Annotated in this window: 19 protein-coding genes; 7 read left to right on the top strand and 12 right to left on the bottom strand. The window is 30.3% G+C overall.

Annotated elements, in window-relative coordinates; genetic code table 11:
• Position 1: 1 nt before the first annotated feature.
• The 3 genes from CBD51_007290 to topA form a co-directional block, all read right to left on the bottom strand.
• Entirely contained in the window at positions 2-943 is a 942-nt protein-coding gene (locus tag CBD51_007290; protein RPG57632.1) for a type IX secretion system membrane protein PorP/SprF, read from the bottom strand.
• Between the two features lie 119 nt (positions 944-1062).
• Complete coding sequence (locus CBD51_007285) at positions 1063-2238, bottom strand: arginase (protein RPG57631.1); 1176 nt, start codon at positions 2236-2238, stop codon at positions 1063-1065.
• A gap of 26 nt (positions 2239-2264) precedes the next feature.
• Positions 2265-4547 carry a type I DNA topoisomerase gene (topA, locus tag CBD51_007280; protein ID RPG57630.1) on the bottom strand — a complete coding sequence of 761 codons (2283 nt, stop codon included), beginning with the start codon at positions 4545-4547 and terminating at the stop codon, positions 2265-2267.
• Between the two features lie 156 nt (positions 4548-4703).
• On the opposite strand from topA, the gene miaB reads away from it, so the two are divergent.
• The 7 genes from miaB to groL all read left to right on the top strand — a co-directional run bounded on the left by miaB (position 4704) and on the right by groL (position 10749).
• Positions 4704-6107 carry a tRNA (N6-isopentenyl adenosine(37)-C2)-methylthiotransferase MiaB gene (gene miaB, locus CBD51_007275; GenBank protein RPG57629.1) on the top strand — a complete coding sequence of 468 codons (1404 nt, stop codon included), beginning with the start codon at positions 4704-4706 and terminating at the stop codon, positions 6105-6107.
• Between the two features lie 2 nt (positions 6108-6109).
• On the top strand, positions 6110-7312 hold the full coding sequence (locus CBD51_007270; protein RPG57628.1) for a sigma-54-dependent Fis family transcriptional regulator: 1203 nt from the start codon (positions 6110-6112) through the stop codon (positions 7310-7312).
• Positions 7302-7814 (top strand): hypothetical protein, encoded by a 513-nt coding sequence (locus tag CBD51_007265; GenBank protein RPG57627.1) that lies wholly within the window; start codon positions 7302-7304, stop codon positions 7812-7814. Before CBD51_007270 ends, CBD51_007265 begins: the two co-directional genes overlap by 11 nt.
• A 13-nt stretch (positions 7815-7827) precedes the next feature.
• Positions 7828-8355, top strand: coding sequence for a hypothetical protein (locus CBD51_007260; protein ID RPG57626.1), 528 nt, complete (start codon positions 7828-7830; stop codon positions 8353-8355).
• A 3-nt stretch (positions 8356-8358) separates the two neighbouring features.
• A complete protein-coding gene (gene secG, locus CBD51_007255) occupies positions 8359-8697 on the top strand; it encodes a preprotein translocase subunit SecG (protein RPG57625.1) in 339 nt (112 codons plus the stop codon).
• Between the two features lie 104 nt (positions 8698-8801).
• The gene (locus tag CBD51_007250) at positions 8802-9071 is read left to right on the top strand and encodes a co-chaperone GroES (protein RPG57624.1); all 270 of its coding nucleotides are present in this window, start codon (positions 8802-8804) and stop codon (positions 9069-9071) included.
• Positions 9072-9108: 37 nt separating this feature from the next.
• Positions 9109-10749 (top strand): chaperonin GroEL, encoded by a 1641-nt coding sequence (gene groL, locus CBD51_007245; protein ID RPG57623.1) that lies wholly within the window; start codon positions 9109-9111, stop codon positions 10747-10749.
• A 59-nt stretch (positions 10750-10808) separates the two neighbouring features.
• Here the strand turns inward: groL and CBD51_007240 are convergent, their stop codons facing one another.
• The 9 genes from CBD51_007240 to CBD51_007200 all read right to left on the bottom strand — a co-directional run bounded on the left by CBD51_007240 (position 10809) and on the right by CBD51_007200 (position 21590).
• Positions 10809-11255, bottom strand: coding sequence for a GatB/YqeY domain-containing protein (locus CBD51_007240; protein RPG57622.1), 447 nt, complete (start codon positions 11253-11255; stop codon positions 10809-10811).
• Position 11256: 1 nt separating this feature from the next.
• The gene (gene ftsZ / locus CBD51_007235; GenBank protein RPG57640.1) at positions 11257-12819 is read right to left on the bottom strand and encodes a cell division protein FtsZ; all 1563 of its coding nucleotides are present in this window, start codon (positions 12817-12819) and stop codon (positions 11257-11259) included.
• Between the two features lie 422 nt (positions 12820-13241).
• On the bottom strand, positions 13242-14504 hold the full coding sequence (ftsA, locus tag CBD51_007230) for a cell division protein FtsA (GenBank protein ID RPG57621.1): 1263 nt from the start codon (positions 14502-14504) through the stop codon (positions 13242-13244).
• Positions 14504-15217 carry a hypothetical protein gene (locus CBD51_007225; GenBank protein ID RPG57620.1) on the bottom strand — a complete coding sequence of 238 codons (714 nt, stop codon included), beginning with the start codon at positions 15215-15217 and terminating at the stop codon, positions 14504-14506. The genes ftsA and CBD51_007225 overlap by 1 nt, the downstream gene beginning before the upstream one ends.
• Positions 15214-16575, bottom strand: a complete 1362-nt coding sequence (gene murC / locus CBD51_007220; protein RPG57619.1) for a UDP-N-acetylmuramate--L-alanine ligase — start codon at positions 16573-16575, stop codon at positions 15214-15216. The genes CBD51_007225 and murC overlap by 4 nt, the downstream gene beginning before the upstream one ends.
• Positions 16576-16581: 6 nt before the next feature.
• On the bottom strand, positions 16582-17838 hold the full coding sequence (locus CBD51_007215) for a UDP-N-acetylglucosamine--N-acetylmuramyl-(pentapeptide) pyrophosphoryl-undecaprenol N-acetylglucosamine transferase (protein RPG57618.1): 1257 nt from the start codon (positions 17836-17838) through the stop codon (positions 16582-16584).
• Between the two features lie 5 nt (positions 17839-17843).
• Positions 17844-19001, bottom strand: a complete 1158-nt coding sequence (locus CBD51_007210; GenBank protein ID RPG57617.1) for a hypothetical protein — start codon at positions 18999-19001, stop codon at positions 17844-17846.
• 9 nt (positions 19002-19010) lie between these two features.
• Complete coding sequence (murD, locus tag CBD51_007205; protein ID RPG57616.1) at positions 19011-20351, bottom strand: UDP-N-acetylmuramoyl-L-alanine--D-glutamate ligase; 1341 nt, start codon at positions 20349-20351, stop codon at positions 19011-19013.
• The gene (locus CBD51_007200; protein ID RPG57615.1) at positions 20352-21590 is read right to left on the bottom strand and encodes a phospho-N-acetylmuramoyl-pentapeptide-transferase; all 1239 of its coding nucleotides are present in this window, start codon (positions 21588-21590) and stop codon (positions 20352-20354) included.
• Position 21591: the final 1 nt, after the last annotated feature.

Genomic DNA, 21591 nt, shown 5'->3' with positions numbered 1-21591 from the left:
TTTATAAATAGCGAATATTACTAAAACGCGTATTTTGTTTTCCAATAAAATCTATATCAAATGCATATCTCAAAAACACCTCATGACTTCCATTTGCTTGAGTCGATAATTTTGAAGTTACCATGTCAAAAGCATAAGCAAATTTAAATCCTTCAGCAATCTCAAATCCAACTAAAAAACACAATGCGTCTTCATATCTATAAGAGATGCCTGCCCAATAGTTTTCTCTGTAAAATGTATTAATATTATAATCTGTTTGTATAGAGACACCATCTGTTTTAGTAAACATATTAAACCTAAGAGAAAAGTCTCCAGTAATATCGTAATCATAACCAGCTAATAAATAGTAATGTCTCGCTTGATTATATATTGCAACGCCATCAAAATCAACTTCCATAGGAATTACATGAGTTGCAGATAAGCCAACATAATAATTTGGGTTTGTTAAGTAAAAACCCAAACCGAGGTCAGGTACACTTTTAGAAGAATTTGCATCGGGCAAGAACTGATCCGCTGTATTATCAGGTGTTACCCAAGTTCCATCATAACCATACTGCATAAAACCAAAGCTTAACCCCATACCCAACCTACTATTTTGACCAACCATTAATTGGTACGCATAAGATGCAGTAACTGTTTTTGTGCTAGCCATTCCTGCTCTATCAGATATTACATTGATCCCAACACCCCCTTGAATTTGTCCTACGTAAGCATAAGCATTTAAATTTGATGTAGTTGGAGCACCATCAATACCCACCCACTGATTTCTATGAAGTAGTGTTGCATGGAACTCTGGATAGGCTCCTGCTACAGCAGGATTATACATATATTTATTAAACATATTATGAGTAATCTGTGGATCTTGCTGAGAACACATCCATAAAAATGAAAATAAAAAACAGACCAATAAAGGTCTTAAAAACATGTTATGAGAGTGAAACATTATATTATTTATAAAATTACGTGCTTAAATATATATATATTTTTTTGTTTTATAAACAATTTATTGTGCAAATTAAAAGAATAAAATTATTTCGTGCGCATTGTAAAGTAAATCAGCTATTAAGATAAGCTTTTCAATATACGTAGGATACGACTTGGAATTTCGCCGGAAAGAGTATTAAGATAGTCATCATAGGAGCATGGTATTATTTTTTCTTGATAGCTAGTGTCATTATCAAAATCCATGGACGAAGAAACCCACCAACGGCCTGTTAACTTACTTTTATAGAATATAAATTGTAAGTCAGAATCTTTAATTGGTATAAAATATTTTTTATAGTTAGTTTTTATTGTTTTAGATGATGGATAATCATTTACGCGCAAGCTAAAGCCCTCTAAAAAATACCAAATAATTTGACTAGTTAAATTCAATGTTTGATTTGTTGAGTCCTTGGACAAATCAAACTCAAATATACCAAATGAACTAACTTTATCACTAACACCTGCATATCTTGATATAGCACAACTATGATGCGCCTCTAAGCCATTTGGTGACGGATGAGATGACCCAGGAGCATCAGCTTGCTTTACTGCTGACAAATCAAAACTGACTAAATCTGCATTTCTCATATACGGCTCAGACTCGTTAATATTATCGCGAATATCGCCTAATCTACAGCTTTCAAATAACATTTTTTCTAATAAGTGAGACTCATCATTTTGACACAAATAGCTTTGATAACCCAAATTAATATAATTTGATAAATGATTTGGGTCTTTTTTTATTATGTGTCCAACAAAATTTCTAGATGTAATTTCTAGCGAATCTGCATCAATTAAGTCAAATTTTGAATCAACACATAATAAATTAACTCCTCTAGAAAAAGATTCATAGGCAAGATAAACAGCATAAACTAAATCATTACTTCCGCCAATTACAATAGGAAATATACTCTGACTGAGAAGGTTAGAGACAATATCAGTTAATGCAAAGTAAGTATCTTTGAGCTCACCACCTACTTTAAGGTTACCAAAATCAATCATTCGAAAGTTCCAATTTCCCTTAAAAAGACTATAAAATGATTTTCTTAAAGCTAGATGGCAATTTGTGTTTTCAGCATTTTCAAGCCCCCCTCTGTATTCTGGCACAAAAATAAAAGCGACCTCAGCAGTCTCAATACTGGGAAAAGACTTATCAAAGTAGTAATCTAACTTATAGCCTATTTGATTTTTATTTAACTGACTCTGGAAATTTGCAAAGTCATTTGTAAGAGGTTCAAAATAATTAGAAAACATATTTTAGCAATATAAAAATTGTTTTATTATTTTTTTGAAGATTGAGAGATTATATTTAAACAATCTTCTAATGTTAATTTATTAGGCTCTTGATTTTTCGGAATCTTAAAATTCTTTTTTCCTGACTTTATATATGGACCATATTTACCATTCAGAACTTCTATTATTTGGCTGTCTGAATTAAATGTATTAATAATTCTTTTCTTCTCAAACTCTTGATGTTCTTTAATTAAATCAATGCATACACTTTGGACAACCGTTAATGGATCGTGATTTTTAAGTGAAATAAATTTATTTTCATATCTTATGTATGGACCATATCTCCCTTCAGACACAATAATTTCTTTTGCGTCATATTGACCTAAGTTACGCGGCAAAGAAAACAAATCAAGTGCTGATTCCAAATCGATTGAATCAATAGTTTGGCCTTTTCTAAGTTTTGCATATTTTGGCTTTGGATCACTTTCATTATTAACTTCTCCTAATTGAACAATGGGACCATACTTACCTAGTCGAACAAAAACGTTTTTTTTAGTTACAGGGTCGATTCCCAAATTTCTTATGCCTGTTACTTTTTCACTATTTTTATCAACACTAACTGCTTGCGGATCAAACTGTTTATAAAAGCCTTCAATAACAACTTTCCAATCTTTTTTACCTGTTGCAACATTATCAAATTCATCTTCAACTTTTGCTGTAAAATTATAATCTAAGATGTCTGTAAAATTATTAACTAAAAAATCATTTGTAATCTTACCAATTTCTGTAGGAATTAACTTCTTTTTTTCAGAACCAATGAGCTCATCATTTTCTTCATTTTTTAAAAAATCATTTTCTAATGTAATTAAATTACTCTTTACTAACTTCCCTTCAACATCATCCTTAAGCACATACTCTCTTTTTTGAATAACCGAAATTGTTGGAGCATATGTAGATGGTCTCCCAATTCCTAATTCTTCTAACTTTTTAACAAGTGATGCTTCGGTATATCTGCTTGGTGATTTAGAAAATTTTTCTTTTGCACTTATAACTTGAGGTTTTAAACTATCGAACTTTTTGACCTCAGGTAAAATAATATTTTTTTGTGAAGAAGACATTACGAACTGTTGCAAACGTAAATAACCATCAAACTTAACAATTTGTCCTTTAGCCTGAAAAATGGCTTCACTATTTGATGCAGAAATACTAACTGTTGTTTTGTCAAAAATTGCATCACTCATCTGTGAACAGATTGCTCTTTCCCAAATAAGCTTATATAATTTTTTTTGGGCATCATCAATCCCACCATCTAATTTGTAAAAATTAGTCGGTCGTATTGCCTCGTGAGCTTCTTGAGCCACCTTGGTCTTAGTGACATATTTTTTTACATTAAAATACTCATCTCCATACTTTTCAGTAACAAAATTTTGTATGCTGGAAACTGCATCTTTTGATAAATTAGTGGAATCTGTTCTCATGTATGTAATGTGACCTGACTCATATAGTTTTTGAGCCACGCTCATTGTTCTACTTACTGAAAAACCAAGTCTATTTGATGCAACTTGCTGCAAGCTTGAAGTAGTAAAAGGCGCTGAAGAAGAACTTTTAGATGGTTTTTTTTCAATATCACTTACAGTAAAATGCTGTCCTTTAAAGGATTCTAATAAACTAATAGCATCTTTTTTTGTTTTAACACTGCCAACCATCATAGCTGGAAGCGTTGAATTATCCGATGTTGAAAAATTAGCAGAAAGAATGTATTGAGAACTGCTCACAAAACTTTTAATTGACTTTTCTTTATCTACTATTAAACGAACAGCAACTGACTGCACCCTGCCAGCGGAAAGACCTGTTTTAACTTTTTTCCATAATATAGGAGACAAACGGAATCCAACAATTCTATCTAGAACCCTTCTTGCCTGTTGAGCATTAACTAAATCCTGATTAATACTACGCGGCTTTGTAATTGCAGTTTGAATTGCACTTTTGGTAATTTCATTAAAAACAATCCTGTTAACTTGTTTTTTTTCTAAATTCATAGCTTCAAATAAATGCCATGCAATTGCTTCTCCCTCTCTATCCTCGTCAGTTGCTAACCAAATAATTTGACTTTTTTTTGATTCTTTTATAAGTGAACTTAAAATTTTTTTCTTATCTGGTGAAACTTCATAAAATGGAGTAAATGAGTTTTCGATATCTATACCCATATTTTTCTTTGCTAGATCTCTAATATGGCCATAGCTAGAAACCACTTTAAAGTTTTTACCTAGAATCTTTTCTATGGTATTTGCTTTAGCAGGAGATTCGACAATCACTAAATTTTGCATCATAAACATGTTAAAAGTTCTGCAAAAATAATTTTTTTTACAATATCGTTACCTATTCACCCAAAAATAAAGTCACGTATGTTAATAATATTTTAAGTGTCATTTTGTCATGTTTTTATTTTTTTATATTAAATTTGCAACAAATAAGTAAATAAAAAAATGTTGTTAGAGCCACCTATTCAATCACAAAAAAATACTGAATTAATAGAAAATAAACTATATATACAAAGCTACGGCTGTCAAATGAATTTTGCCGACAGTGAAGTTGTTGCATCAATATTAAAAAGAGAAGGCTATACAACAACTCAAGACCCTCAAGAAGCTAATTTAATTCTGATTAACACCTGTTCTATCAGAGATAAGGCTGAGCAAACAGTAAGAAAAAGAATTAAAGGATTTAAAAAAACTAAAAGAAGAAATAAAGATCTAATTATTGGAATTTTAGGATGCATGGCGGAACGTTTAAAATCAAAGTTTTTAGAAGAAGAAAAATTAGTTGATTTAGTTATTGGCCCTGATGCATATAGAGATTTACCAAAATTAATTAAGAAAACACAAGACGGCCGAAAAGCTGTTAACGTCATATTATCTAAGGAAGAAACATACGCAGATATCAACCCTGTTAGATTAAATAGCAATGGAGTGACTGCATTTGTTTCTATAATGCGCGGATGTGACAATATGTGTAGTTTTTGTGTTGTACCATTTACAAGGGGGAGAGAAAGAAGTAGAGATCCAAAAAGCATATTAAATGAAATTAAAATTCTGAACAAAACTGGATATAAAGAGATTACTCTTCTTGGACAAAATGTTGATTCATATTTATGGTTTGGTGGAGGTGCAAAAAAAGACTTAAGTAAGCAATCAAATATCACAGAAAAAATAGATTTTGCGACACTTCTTGAAAAAATTGCCTCAAGCAATGAAAATATCCGAATTCGTTTTTCTACATCTAACCCACAAGACATGAAGGATGATGTTCTAAAAACAATTGCTAAATATGAAAATATTTGTAACTACATTCATCTGCCTGTACAATCTGGAAGTTCAAAAATTCTTCAACTAATGAATCGAGGGCATACAAGGGAATGGTATTTAGATCGCATAAATGCAATAAATAAATATATACCAAACTGCGGATTATCCTCAGACTTTATAACAGGATTTTGTAATGAAACAGAGAATGATCATCAACAAACTCTCAGTCTAATGGAAAAAGTGAAATATCACTTTAGCTACATGTTTTATTATTCAGAAAGACCAAACACATTTGCAGAACGCAAACTGCAAGATAATGTAGCTGAAGTTGTAAAAAAAAGAAGGCTACAAGAAATTATTAATTTACAACAAAAACATTCTTTACTAAGAAACCAACAAACTGTTAGTAATAATTACGAAGTATTAATTGAAGGACTTTCAAAGAAATCCGATAACAAATTCTTTGGAAGGACTTCTCAGAATACTGTTGTTGTATTTGATAAAAAAAATTCTAAAGTAGGTGACTTTGTAAATGTCCGAATCAACGACTGTACATCTGCAACTTTAATTGGAGAAATAATATAAGTATGGATAAAAATATATTAAAATTAAAACAACGATTTGATATAGTTGGTAATTCACATCTTTTTATAAGAGCGCTGCACAAAGCTCTTAGAGTTGCAAACACAAATATTTCAATTTTAGTAACAGGCGAAAGCGGCACAGGCAAAGATATTATACCAAAAATAATTCATGAAAATTCCTTACGGAAACATGGAAAATTTATTGCCGTTAATTGCGGTGCAATTCCAGAGGGTACAATTGATAGTGAACTTTTTGGACATGAAAAAGGAGCTTTTACTGGCGCTATTAATAACCGAAGCGGATATTTCGAAGTTGCAAACAATGGAACTATTTTTTTAGATGAAATAGGTGATTTACCTCTTCAAACACAAGTAAGATTATTGAGAATTTTAGAAAATGGGGAATTTATAAAGGTAGGGTCATCTAGAGTGGAAAAAACAAATGTACGAATAATTGCAGCAACTAATATTGATCTTTTAGAAGCTGTTGAGAAAAATAAATTTAGAGAAGATTTATATTACAGAATTAACACAGTAGAAATCGAAATGCCTCCACTGAGGTCTAGAAAAGAAGATATTCACCTATTGTTTCGCAAATTTGCATCTGACTTCTCTAATAAAAATAATATACCCGCCATTAAACTTTCTGAAAAAGCAATTCCTATTATTGAAAATAATAATTGGCCAGGAAATATTAGACAATTGAAAAATTTCACTGAAAAATTATCCATCATAGAAGAGAAGCGATTATTAAATGAAAAAGATATAAGCACACACTTTAATCAAACTAAAACTTCCCGATCTTTGATAGCCACAAATGAGGATGCAAAAGCTCAATTTTCAGAACGTGAGATATTATATAAAATTCTTTTTGATCTCAAGAATGATCTAAACGACCTAAAACAAATAACAAAAGACTTAATTCAAGAAAAAGAAAATAATGAAAACTTTCAAATTAATAATGCAGAACGTATTCAAAGAGTCTATGATCAAGCCAATCCACTAGAAATTGGAGAAGCTGAAGCAAAAAAATCAGAAATTATTACACAAGAAATCATAGAAGAAAATCTTTCACTTCAAGAAAATGAATACGAAATTATTCAAAAGGCCTTGGAAAAGAACGAAGGCAAAAGAAAAAAAGCAGCAAAAGAATTAGGAATTTCAGAAAGAACACTATACAGAAAAATTAAACAATATGATCTATAATAGTATTTACAATATAATAATCTTTTTCTTCACATTGCTCGTTCTAAATGGTTGTGGTATTTATTCTTTCTCAGGTGCCTCAATTCCGGAAAATGCAAAAACAATTAAAATCAATTATATCAAAAATAACGCAGACTTAATTCAACCTAATCTTAGTAATTTTCTTACAGAATCATTAATTAATAAATGTCAAACTGAAACAAACCTAACATTAACGAACAATTCTAGTAACTTGATATTCTATGGTGAAATAACTCAATATGAAATACAGCCTGTTTCAATACAAAACAATGAAATAGCAGCTCAAAATAGATTAACGATTAGTGTAAAAATTAGCTACATAAACAATCTAGATACTTCGCTAAATTTTGAAAAAATCTTTACAGACTATGTTGATTTTGACAGTAATAGTGTTTTATCCGAAATCGAAGAAGAATTAAGTAATACAGTTGTTAATAATTTAATTGAAGATATTTTCAATAATGCCTTTATGAACTGGTAACAAAGATATAAAAATGAAAAAACCCGTATTTAACAGGATAGTTAAGAATTTCAAAAAAAACATAGCCAATACTAATTCATCCGAAATTAATAAATTAAAAACCAAATTTCCATATTGTGAGCTAATTCACAAAATTTCTTTGATTCAAGCACATAATAATGACGACATAAACTTTAACGAAATTCTTGCATTAAGCTCATTATATTCAACAAACAGACGACAATTATTTACAATTATTAATCCTAAAGTTGCTGCAACTAAATTTACAAAAGTATTAAATAGACACAATTTTGAAGAATGGTTACAAAAACCATTAACAGAAACAATGAAATCTGATTTAGAAAAACCAACTTTTAACAGATTTGAAAAAAGTATATCTGACGATGACTTCCTAACAACTGAGACGTTAGCCGAGTTATACTTTGAACAAGGACATTATGAACGCGCAATTCAAGCATATAATATTTTATGTTTGAAATATCCAAAAAAAAGTAGTTTCTTTGCAAACCGAATAAAAGATATAAAAACTAAAATCAACTAAATTATGTATACTCTTTTTGCAATACTAATAATTATAACCTGTATTTTATTGATATTAATTATTTTGATTCAAAACCCAAAGGGCGGCGGACTTTCGTCAGCTTTTGGAGGAGGAAATCAAATTATGGGGGCAAGAAAAACATCTGACTTTTTAGAGAAAACTACCTGGACATTAGCTATTGTGCTTGTTTCTTTAGCACTTCTATCTACTTTTTCGGGTCCCAAAAATAATTCAAACGAACAATCAATTATTGAAAACAGTCAACCTAAAACATCTGATGAAGAAGTATTTGATAATTTCAATATCGAAACTGAAATTAACAATTCAGACAGTGTTAAGTGATTTTTGCATGACAGATTGTCGGAATTTAGTCCAAAATAGAATTTGGCACGATTTATGACAATCTATTAGTTGTTAAATTATTTATTAATTAAAAAAACATAACTATGAAAATAAAACCATTAGCCGACAGGGTTCTTGTACAACCTTCTTCAGCAGAAACAAAAACTGCAAGTGGAATCATAATTCCTGATTCAGCTCAAGAAAAACCACAAAAAGGAAAAGTTGTAGCTGTAGGTCCAGGTACTAAAGAAAATCCAATTTCATTAAAGATTGGAGATAAAATATTATATGGTAAGTATTCTGGAACAGAACTTAAACATGATGGAATTGATTTTTTGATCATGAAAGAATCTGACATACTAGCTAAAATATAAAGCATTAAACAATTAGTAATTATAAAAATTTATTAAAATGGCAAAAGAAATAAAATTTAATATAGAAGCAAGAGATGCTTTAAAAAAAGGAGTTGATGCATTATCTAATGCGGTAAAAGTTACACTAGGTCCAAAGGGAAGAAATGTTGTAATTGATAAAAAATTTGGTGCTCCATCTATAACTAAAGACGGTGTGTCTGTAGCAAAAGAAATCGAACTTGAAGATACTATCCAAAATATGGGTGCACAAATGGTCAAAGAAGTTGCATCTAAAACAGCTGACGAAGCCGGAGATGGAACAACAACAGCTACTGTACTAGCTCAATCAATTGTATCAACAGGTTTAAAAAATGTCACTGCTGGTGCCAACCCAATGGATTTAAAACGTGGAATAGATAAAGCTGTTAAAAAGGTTGTTGCAGATTTAAAAAAACAATCTGTTGCCGTTGGAACCAATAATGAAAAAATTGAACAAGTAGCTACTATTTCCTCAAATAATGACAATGAGGTGGGCAAATTAATTGCTGAAGCTATGTCAAAAGTAAGTCAGGAAGGTGTAATTACTGTTGAAGAGGCTAAGGGAACTGATACGTCTGTTGAAGTAGTAGAAGGAATGCAATTTGACAGAGGCTATTTATCACCATATTTTGTTACAAACCCTGATAAAATGGAAACAGAATTGGATAATCCACATTTACTTATTTTTGATAAGAAAATTTCTAATATGAAGGATTTACTTCCAATTCTAGAACAAACGTCTCAAACAGGGAGCCCATTGTTAATAATTGCTGAAGATGTAGACGGCGAGGCACTAGCGACATTAGTTGTTAATAAAATTAGAGGAAGTTTAAAAATTGCTGCAGTAAAAGCTCCTGGATTTGGTGACAGAAGAAAGGAAATGCTAGAAGATATAGCAATCTTGACAGGTGGTGTAGTAATATCTGAAGAAAAAGGTCATAAATTAGAATCTACTACAATTGACATGCTTGGAAAAGCTGAAAAAATTGTTATTGATAAAGACAATACTACTATTGTAAATGGCTCTGGTAAAAAGAAGGATATTAGTGCTAGAATTAACCAAATAAAAGCCCAAATTCAAACTACTACATCTGAATATGATAAAGAAAAGCTTCAGGAGAGACTTGCCAAGTTATCCGGTGGTGTTGCTGTATTATATGTGGGTGCAGCAAGTGAAGTAGAAATGAAGGAAAAGAAAGATCGAGTAGATGATGCACTTGCAGCCACTAAAGCGGCTATTGAAGAAGGTATCATTCCGGGTGGTGGTGTCGCACTGATTCGAGCAGGGTCAAAGCTTGCTAGCTTAAACGGGGAAAATGATGACGAAAATACAGGTATTGACATAATTGCTACTGCTATACAAGAGCCTCTAAGACAAATAGTTGCAAATTCTGGTGGTGAAGGTGCAGTTGTAATTTCAAAGATACTAACCAAAAAAGGAGACTTTGGTTATAATGCAAAAACTGATTCTTATGAAAACATGTTAAAAGCTGGGATTATTGACCCTACAAAAGTCACCAGAATTGCTTTAGAAAATGCTGCTTCTGTTGCAGGGATGTTACTGACAACTGAGTGTGTTTTAGCGGACATCAAAGAAGAAAACCCTGCCCCACCCATGGGCGCACCTGGAATGGGAGGAGGAATGCCTGGAATGATGTAATAATGATTTCAAAACTAAAAAAAGAGACCAATTGGTCTCTTTTTTTTTTACATATAACTTCAATTTAAAAGTTTTGAAAGTATAGATGAAATTGTTTTACCATCTGCTCTTCCTTTTGCTCGCTGAATAATAATACTCATTAAACGACCCATATCCTTTTTAGTCCTCAAGTCATTCTCCCGCATCACATCATTTATTAATATCTCCAATTCTTTTAACGAATACTGCTTAGGCAAATAAGTTGCAATTATTTTAGATTGTGCATCTTCATGTTCGGCAAGATCAATTCTTTTTTGACTTAAATATATTTCATATGCCTCCCTTCGTTGCTTATATAATTTTTGTAAAATTTCAACTTCTTTTTTGTTATCAATACTTACAAAGCCCTTTTCTGACTTTGCTAAAATAATTGCCGACTTTATTGCTCTACAAACTTCAAGCTTTAAAATATCCTTTGCTAACATTGAAGCTTTTATATCTCGAATAATTTTTTCTTCTAAATTCATATTAATCAACGTTATCGTGTAAAAAAGAATTGTTATTTTTTATTTCTAAATCATCGCTAGATGAATCTAAAAAAAATCTTGATGTGGATGATGATGATGAATGCTCCACTTGATCTAGCTCTAGTCCCTGTCGTTTATAAGCTGGCTCATCCTCTAGTTCTTTTAAAATAATTTGATTTTGAAAGTTTAAATTATGAAACTTTTGTAATCTTTTTTTTCTATCCTCTGCAATCTGAATATTTTTTTCACTTAAACTAGATAGATCATCATTAATAATTTTGTCCCTTAAAATACTATTAGACTGTATGTGATTTGACTGATCGGAATTAAAGTTTAATACATTTTTTATTTTAGTTTCTTCTTTTATTTCTACTTCTGAATTAACCTGATTATCATTTTGCAATGAATCTAACTCCATTTCATTATTATTACAAAGATCTAAAGGATTTGAAGTTGATGATTCTTGATTCATGTTATCTGAAGAACCATCTAATACATGTATTTTCTTTTGCTCAAAACCAGTTATTGGATCGACATCATGACTTAATACGCCTGTTGCAATAATTGTAATACTAATATCTTCATCGAGTGAGGAGTCATCACCAACACCTAGGATAATATTAGCTTGACCTCCTGCCTCTCTTTGTAAATATTGATTAATCTCCGCATGTTCGTTAATTGTAAGTTCGTCTTTTCCAGATAAAATCAATAATAAAATTTTATTTGCACCTTTTATATGATTATCATTTAGTAGTGGAGAATCTAATGCTTTCACTAAGGCTTCCTCGGCTCTATTGGGGCCACTAGCTTTACCATAACCCATAATTGCTGTTCCACTATTTTTTAGAACAGTTTTTGCATCATTTAAATCTATATTAACTAAACAATTCTTTGTTATTACTTCTGCAATACCACGAGCTGCGACCATTAAAGTTTCATCTGCTTTTGCGAATCCTGATCTTAACCCGAGGTCTCCATAAACCTCAACTAACTTATCATTATTTATAACTACCAGGGAGTCAACATATTTTCTCATTTTATCAATTCCTTCTTGAGCTTGCTTAAATCTTTTTGGCCCTTCAAAACCAAATGGAACTGTAACTATTCCTATTGTAAGGATATCTAAATCTTTACATATTTGTGCTATAACAGGAGCAGCTCCAGTACCAGTACCTCCACCCATTCCTGCAGTTACAAAAACCATCTTAGTATTATTTTTTAAAATATTTCTTATTTCATCTTCACTTTCAAATGCTGCTTCCTCACCTACTGTTGGGTTTTCACCAGCACCTAAACCCTCGGTTAAAGAAATACCCAGTTGAATTTTGGTAGGTGCTTGCCCCATTTCTAAGGCCTGTGCATCTGTATTACAAATAACAAAATCTACACCCTTTATGCCCTCTGTAACCATGTGATTTACCGCATTACTACCACCACCTCCAACTCCAATAACTTTAATAACAGATGAAGTGTTTTTAGGTAAATTAAAATTTAACGCTTCTAAACTATCATCCTCTGAATTATTTACTTTATCAGATGCAACTAAGGAATCATCAATAAACATATCATCACCCTCAGATTCAACTAAAGTATCATCCTCTGAATTATCGACTTTATCAGATGCTAATAAGGAATCATCAATAAACATACCATCACCCTCAGATTCAACTAAAGTATCATCCTCTGAATTATCGACTATATCAGTTTCTACTAAGGAATCATCAATAAACATATCATCATTTTCAGATCCAACTAAAGTATCATCCTCCAAATTATGTACTATCTCAGGTTCTCCCAAATTATCATCTTCTGAATTATCTAATGAAAGATCGTTTGAAGAATCATGTAATGCATCATTAACTGAATCTTCCATTAAACTAAAATCTAATCCTTCTGATTTATTCGAAGATTGAGAAAACAAGTCTCCAAAAGAATCATTTTCAGAGTTTTTAAAATTATTTTTATCATTTACCATAACATAATATATTATTCATTTAATAAATAACTGAGAAATTTTTTAGACCAAGATTCAAAAAAAGAAACTTGATTCTTTGTTTTACTAGAATTATTCACATCTTTAATGTCCTCCAAATTATTAACCTTTAAACCTCTTAACACTAACCCTACTGCCGTTGCATAAGATGGGTGGGAAATTTCTTCGGGGTTCCCCTTTGCTAAATGCTCATTTGCATATCCTATTCGTGTAGACATTCCAGTAATGTACTCCGTTAATTGCTTTATATGCTTTAATTGAGCACCTCCGCCTGTTAATACAATTCCAGCAATTAATTTATTTTTCCCCTCTTGAAAACCATATGAAGTAATTTGCCTATAAACCTGGTCAATAATTTCTTCTACTCTAGCCTTAATTATTTTTGATAAATTTTTTAAAGAAATTTCTTTGGGCTCACCTCCTCTTAAACCAGGTATTGAAACAATTTCACTATCCTTATTTTCACTAGGTAAAGCAGATCCAAATCTAACTTTAAGTAACTCAGCATCTTTTTCTATAATTGAACACCCTTCCTTAATATCATCAGTGATTACATTGCCTCCAAATGGAATAACTGCAGTATGCCTTATAATTCCATCTTTAAAAATAGCTACATCAGTTGTGCCACCACCGATATCAACTAAGACTACTCCAGCTTCTTTTTCATCTTCGCTTAATACCGCATCAGAAGAAGCAAGGGGCTCTAAATTCAAGGCATTAATACTTAATCCTGATGTCACTACACATCTTGTAATATTTCTTATAGCTGCAGTTTGACCAGCAACAATATGAAAACTAGCTTCTAATCTGCTTCCATACATTCCTTCAGGCTGTGTAATATTAGTTTCACCGTCAATTTTATACTCTTGGGCTAAAACATGTATAATTTCTTCGCCTGGCAAAAGAATTAATTTGCGAACATTTTCATGAAGTTTTTCTACATCCGATGAATTAATAAATTCTTCAGGATTATCCCTTGTAATGTAATCCTGATGCTGTAAACTTCTAATATGCTGACCCGCAATTCCTGTACAAACACTTTTAACATCTAAACTCGAATCTTGATTAACTATATTAACTGCATGATTAATGGATTCAACCGTTTGCATAATATTATTAACAATTCCTCTTTTTACTCCAAGAGATTTTGATCTTCCTACACCGACGATTTCTAACTTTCCGTGTTCATTCAACTTTCCAGCTAAACAAACAATCTTAGTTGTTCCAATATCTAAAGCAAAAACAATTTTTTCCATTAATTAATACAAATTATTTGATTATCATATTCCAAATTAATTAAGTCACAATAATCACAACCTACCTGCTCAAACATATGACCTAAAAACACTTCAATTTGTTTTAATTTATTAAAATTAAACATAGGATCTTTTCCTATAATAATTCCTAAATCACATAGTCTAGAAGATAATACATAGTGATCTTCCTCATTGTAATGTATTCCTCCAATCAATTCACTTAATATATGATTATTATATATATCCTTTGCCAAATTAAACAGACTACCTAAGTCTACAGAGCTTAAATCACCACTTAGAACTATCAGCTCATTATCAAATGATTTTAAATTTGGCAGCATAATCTGTTCAGAGTCAAAATAATATATTTTATTATCAACTAAAGTTCTTACAAAGGGCTCTCTAAAATCAATATATATATTAACTGTATCTTCTGTATCTAAATATACTTCAGCTTTTCTAACATAATTATTATCCATAATTAATTCTTCTAACAATGAAATGTTTATATCCTCTAAAGAATCTGAATTATTTAAAAAATCGAGTGTTTGTTGTGAAAAAATTTCCTTTGAAACATCTTGATAAATGTTTTTATTCATATAATGAACAGAAATAATTTTAGATGAAAAATCATATTCATATTTAATAGTGAAAATTAAATATAGAAACACTAAGTATAATAATGAGGCTAGCAATAACTTAAAGATTCTCATAATAAAATTGATTTAATTGTGGGAATTACTTGATATATATCACCAGCACCGGCTGTTACTACTAAATTGGGAGAATTTTTATGTAAAATCTTATGGATACCATGAAAATCTGAATACCATTTATGTTCTAAAGTTATTTTTTTTAATAAGTTTTCAGAGCAAATACCATCAATAGGTTTTTCCCTTGCAGCATAAATATCAAACAAAACTAATTGATCAACCTTACCTAAAATTTCACAAAATTCTTTTTCTAAATCTTTTGTTCTAGAAAACAAATGTGGTTGAAATATTAGAAAAATTTTTTGACCTGGATATAATTTTCTAACACTATCTATAAGTACATCTAACTCTTTAGGGTGATGCGCATAGTCATCTATTAAAACTAATTTATTGGATTGAAAATGATAATCAAAACGACGTTTTACACCCTTAAAACTCTTAAATGCAAACTCAATCTGATTTTTTGAAATTCCAATTTTTTTAGCTAAAGTTGCTGCTAAAATTGCATTATATACATTATGATTACTCATGTGCTTTGGTAGTTTTAAATTTAAAAAACCACAATCTTTTTCAGTCAAGTTATTAAGTTCTAATGAAGAAAGATATTTATTGGCAGCAAATAAATACTGTACATTTTTTTTGTCAACTTTAGAAGACAGAACAACCGGAAAACCATTAATTTTTACACCCTCTTGACTATTATTTTTTTTATAGCCCTCATAACTATTTGATAAAAATTGGCTATATGAATTTAGCATATCTTTAGTATCGCTATAAGTATCAATATGATCTCGATCAATTGATGTTATAAGCGAGAGTATTGGTGTGAGTTGTAAAAAAGACTTATCAAATTCATCAGCTTCAATTATCATAAAATTGCTTTTGCCAATAAGGAAATTGGAGTGATAATTTTTAGACATACCACCAAAAAAAGCATTTGGAGAGTAGCCTGCAGAAACTAAAATATGTGCCAACATAATACTAATAGTGGTTTTCCCATGAGTACCCGCAATAGCAATTACGCTATAATTTGAAGAAATCTCACTTAACAATTCTGCTCTTTTAATAATTGTAAAATTATTTTCTCTGAAGAATAAATATAAAGGATGAGTTTTTTTTATGGCTGGGGTATAAACAACCAATGTTTTTTTAACATCGAGTATTTTATTTGGTATATTCTTGGTAAGAAGATCGTGACTAATTAATACTCCTTTTTCTTTTAAATTAGAAATAAAATTATTGTTGTTCTTATCATATCCAAAGACATTATATTTTTTTTCAATGCACCAGCCTGCTAAACCACTCATACCAGTCCCACCTATTCCTAAAAAATAAATATTTTTAAATTTACTAAGCATAATTTTTCAATTTTGAATATCTTTTATGACAATACTTGCAATATCTTCTGCCGCATTATACTTAAATAAATTATTTGCATTCTCACCCATTTCATTAATTAATTTTGAGTTTTTAAAAAAGGAATAAATCTTAGTAAGTAAATCCTTTAATTCTATTTGTCCATTATAATTAGTTGAAGTAGTATCTATCATAAATGAAGCATTATTTTTGACTAGATATTCTGCATTCTTTTTTTGATGATTATCTGTAACATATGGTGACGGTATTAAAATACATGCTTTTGATAAAAAACAAATTTCAGCTATTGCAATAGCACCTGCTCTAGAAACTATAATGTCGGCAGATTTATAGGCCAAATCCATTCTCTCAATGAAAGGATACACTGCAACATTAATATTGAAATGAACTTTAGAATGCATCCCTTGCTTTTTTACAGAAAAATCCGTTTTAGAGTGACCTATAGAGTCACATACACGATTATAATCCTGAAAGCCTGTCTGCCAAATTAATTGAAATCCGTTTGTACGCATTCCGGGTGCGTATTGTTCCCAATCTTTAAAATCTTTTTTTAAATTATTGACCTCCCCTGATAGACTATCAAATGAACTACTATTAGAAATATACTGTTCTAATGTACGGTTAATTGGGCCCGCACCTAAACTACCACCAATAATTAGTATTGTAAAAACATCCTCTTTTAATTCAAAATATTTTCTACTTTGTGTTTTAGAAACCTTATCTATTTTTAAGGACTTTCTAACAGGATTGCCAAAATTTAAAATTTTTTTTTCTGGAAAAAATTTATGCATATTATCATGGGCTACAAAAATTCTTTGTGCACGCTTACTAAGTAATTTGTTAGCTAAGCCAGCATAGCAATTTTGTTCTTGTATATATGTCTTAATTCTTAAAAAAGAAGAAACATATAATACTGGGAAACTTGCAAAACCACCAGTACCTATAACAGCACTAGGTCGATAATATAATAAGATTATAAGTGACTGAATTAAACTAACAATTAATTTGATTGGAAACAATATATTTCTAATAATTGATTTTCTATATATACCTTGAATCCAAATTCCTATTATTCGGAATCCTGATTTTGGAACTTGCTCCATTTCCATCCTCCCTGAAGCACCAACAAAAACTATATCAATATTTGAATTGTTCCTCTGTAAAGCTTTTGCAATTTCAAGACCGGGAAAAATATGACCCCCAGTTCCACCACAACTTATAATAATTTTTTTACGCTTTATCATAATAATTAATCCTGATTTTTAATTTGATGACTAATATTTAAAATGATTCCAAACGCTAATGATGTAACCCAAACAGAAGAACCGCCTTTACTAATCAAAGGCAAAGTTTGGCCAGTAACCGGAATTAAATTGACTGAAACGGACATATGCATTAAAGCTTGAAATAATACTATTGTGCCTAAAGCAAGTAATAATAATCTTGGAAAATCATTTTGTGATCTAACACTAAGAAACATGATTCTTTGATAAAAAATTAAATAGAGCAATAAAACAATAACACCACCAACAAATCCATATTCTTCGATTAAAATTGCATAAATAAAATCTGAAATCGAATCTGGGAGAATTTTTTTATAAAAACTATCTCCTGCTCCCTTTCCAAGTAAACCTCCTCTATTAATTGCACCTAATGCTTTATCTATTTGATAATTATTACTATATATTTTTGATGAATCATATGCAGAACAATCTACCCATGAAAGAGGAGGGGCGGAAGGTTCCTCCAAACAAATTCTGTTCTTCCACGTAGTTAACCTAGGTAAATTATCTAATATAGAATTAGAGGGAATTACAAGTAGAGAGAAAAATACAGATGCGATAAATAGTGATGGTATAATGATGTATTTAAAAAACAATAATAATGGATATCCTGAAATAAAAATTATAAATACAACAATTAAGTAAATTAATATTACCGTAGATAAATTAAATGGCATAATAAGAAAACAAATCAATGCAGTTGGTAAAAGAATATATAATGCTAAGAATTTAAAATAAATTAATTGTTCTTTGTAAAGAACTAAGTTCCTACACAAAAATATCACTAAACTATACTTTGCCAATTCTGAGGGTTGAAAGGAAAACATACCAAAACTAATCCAACGCCCTTTAATTGTTGATATTATTACACCTTTATAAGATGGTAAAATAATCAGAATTAGCAGCATTAATGAAGATAGAATCACTAAAATAGTTGACAAGTTTGTAAAGTATTTATAATTAAATCTTGAAAAGATAAAAATCAAACCTAAGCCCATAATAAGATGCGTAATATGACTTATTAGGGTCGTGGTGCCACCGGAACTATAAACTAATAAAATTGAAGTAACAAAAAGTAAAATTGAAACCCACCAAATAATTTTATCTCCAAACAAAGTAAACATAGATCAATTCTAAATTTTGGAAACACATGATTTAAACATTTGACCCCGTTCTTCATAGTTTTTAAATAAATCAAAACTTGCACAAGCAGGTGATAACAATACTGTATCGCCTACATCGGCATTTGAATGTGAACAACTAACTGCTTCTTCCATACTATTTACCACTAATATATTTGACACAACTGATTTAAAATTTGATTGAATCTTTTTATTATTTTTGCCTAAACATATAATTGATTTGACCTTATTTGCAACTAAATCTTTTAATACAGCATAATTATTTCCTTTATCAACTCCACCACAAATCCAAATAATTGGAGAAGAGATACTATCAAGTGCATAATATACTGCATTACAATTAGTAGCTTTTGAATCATTGATATATTTAACACCCGATACTTTTCCAACAAATTCCAAACGATGCTCGACCCCTTTAAAGTCTGTCAAAGATTTTTTAATTATTTCATTTTTAATTCCAAGAGTACTAGCCGCTATACTAGCTGCCATTGAATTATAAATATTGTGAGTTCCCTGAAGGGCTAAGTTGTGTATTGTCATAGTAAAATTATTTTTAATTGTGTTTATTATTATTGTATTATCATGAATCCATGCGCCTTTTTGAAGCGGTAAAATGTTAGTTTTTCCAAATGAATACTTTTCTGCTTTTATAGTTGATAAATAGGGGGAGATATTAGAATCTTCTGAGAAATAGATAAATTTTTCTTTCTCAGTTTGATTCATCTGAATCTTTAACTTTGATTGAACGTAATTATTAATATCATTGTCATATCTGTCTAGATGATCATTGTCAATATTTAAGACAATTGATATGTCAGGCTTAAATTTTCTTACATTATCTAATTGAAAACTACTTATTTCAAGAACATAATGAGTGTATTCATTCTCTAGAATACATTCCGAAAAACTTTTGCCTATATTACCTGCTAAACAAACATTAAATCCTGCCGATTTTAAAATATGCCATAATAAATTAGAGGTAGTAGTTTTACCATTTGTGCCTGTTATTGCAATTATGTGAGAGCTTGTGAAATTAAAAGCAAATTCTATTTCTGAAATAATTTGAATGCTTTGTTTTTTTGCTTCAATTAAAAATGGAACATCTTTTGTTACACCTGGACTTTTTATAATAAATTCTGCATCATTTAATAACGATACATCATGCTCTCCCTCATGAATAAAAACACCTAAATCAATAAGTGAACGTTTTAAATTGTTATCTAAGCATACATTATTTAAAAGCAGTGTACGGTAACCCTGTTTAACTGCTAATTTAGCAGCTCCACATCCACTTATTCCTCCACCAATAATAATTACTTTTACTTTTCTCATTTATCTTATTTTTAAAGTAACAAAAGCGAGTAAGCAGATAAAAACACAAACAATCCAAAATCTAGTTACGATTTTGCTCTCATGAATTCCTAGCTTTTGAAAGTGATGATGAAGAGGAGACATAAGAAAAATCCTTATACCTTTTCCATACTTTTTCTTTGTGTATTTAAAATATGTTACTTGGAGAATAACCGAAAGACTTTCAACAAAAAATACACCGCAAAAAATTGGGATTAACAACTCTTTTCTTATTAACACGGAGAATACACCTATAATTGCACCCAAAGACAAACTACCTATATCACCCATAAAAACTTGAGCTGGATAAGAATTGTACCATAAAAACCCCACACATGCACCTACGAAAGATGACATAAATACCACCAGTTCAGATATACTAGGGATATACATAATATCTAGATAGTTTGCAAAAACCATATTGCCAGAAACATAACAAAATATACCAAGAGTAGCTCCAATAATCGCAGAGCAACCAGTGGCTAAACCATCAATACCGTCAGTTAAATTAGCTGAGTTTGATACCGCTGTAATTATAAATATGATAACGAAAGCAAAAAGTAAAAAAGTAATTATAGCATTTTCATTATTGAAAAATAAATTGCTGTAGTCTAACTGATTATCTTTTAAAAATGGTATGGTAGTTTTTAATGATTTCTTATTTTCACTAAAAAATAAATTATCATCGGCAATCCGTTCTGATTGAATTGAATTTATTTCGGACTCAATACTTATATTTTCTTTAATTACAATATCTGGATGACTATACATAATGATAGCCACAAAAAATCCTAACATAACCTGTCCGATAATTTTAAATTTACCAGCTAATCCCTGTTTGTTGTTTTTAAAAACTTTAATATAATCATCCCAAAAACCTATTATACCCATCCATAATGTGGTAATTATCATAATAATAACATATATATTATTCAGACGGCATAGTAAGAATGTAGGAACTAGAATGGCGATTAAAATAATAATGCCCCCCATCGTTGGAGTACCGGTTTTTTCTAATTGACCATTTAGACCTAAATCTCTAATATTGTCCTTTACTAATTTATTTGTTAAAATTTTAATTACAGACTTACCGAAATATACAGTTGTAAAAAGCGAGATAATTATTGCAAGTGCTGAACGTACAGATATATAATTAAATAAATTATACATTGTTATATCAATTCCTGAGTTGTATAAATAATCAAATAGGTAATGTAGCATA

The sequence above is a fragment of the Flavobacteriales bacterium TMED191 genome (assembly GCA_002171975.2).
Classification (GTDB): domain Bacteria; phylum Bacteroidota; class Bacteroidia; order Flavobacteriales; family TMED113.
Note: the sequence above shows the minus strand (reverse complement) of the source record. Positions and strands in the feature narration are given on the sequence as shown.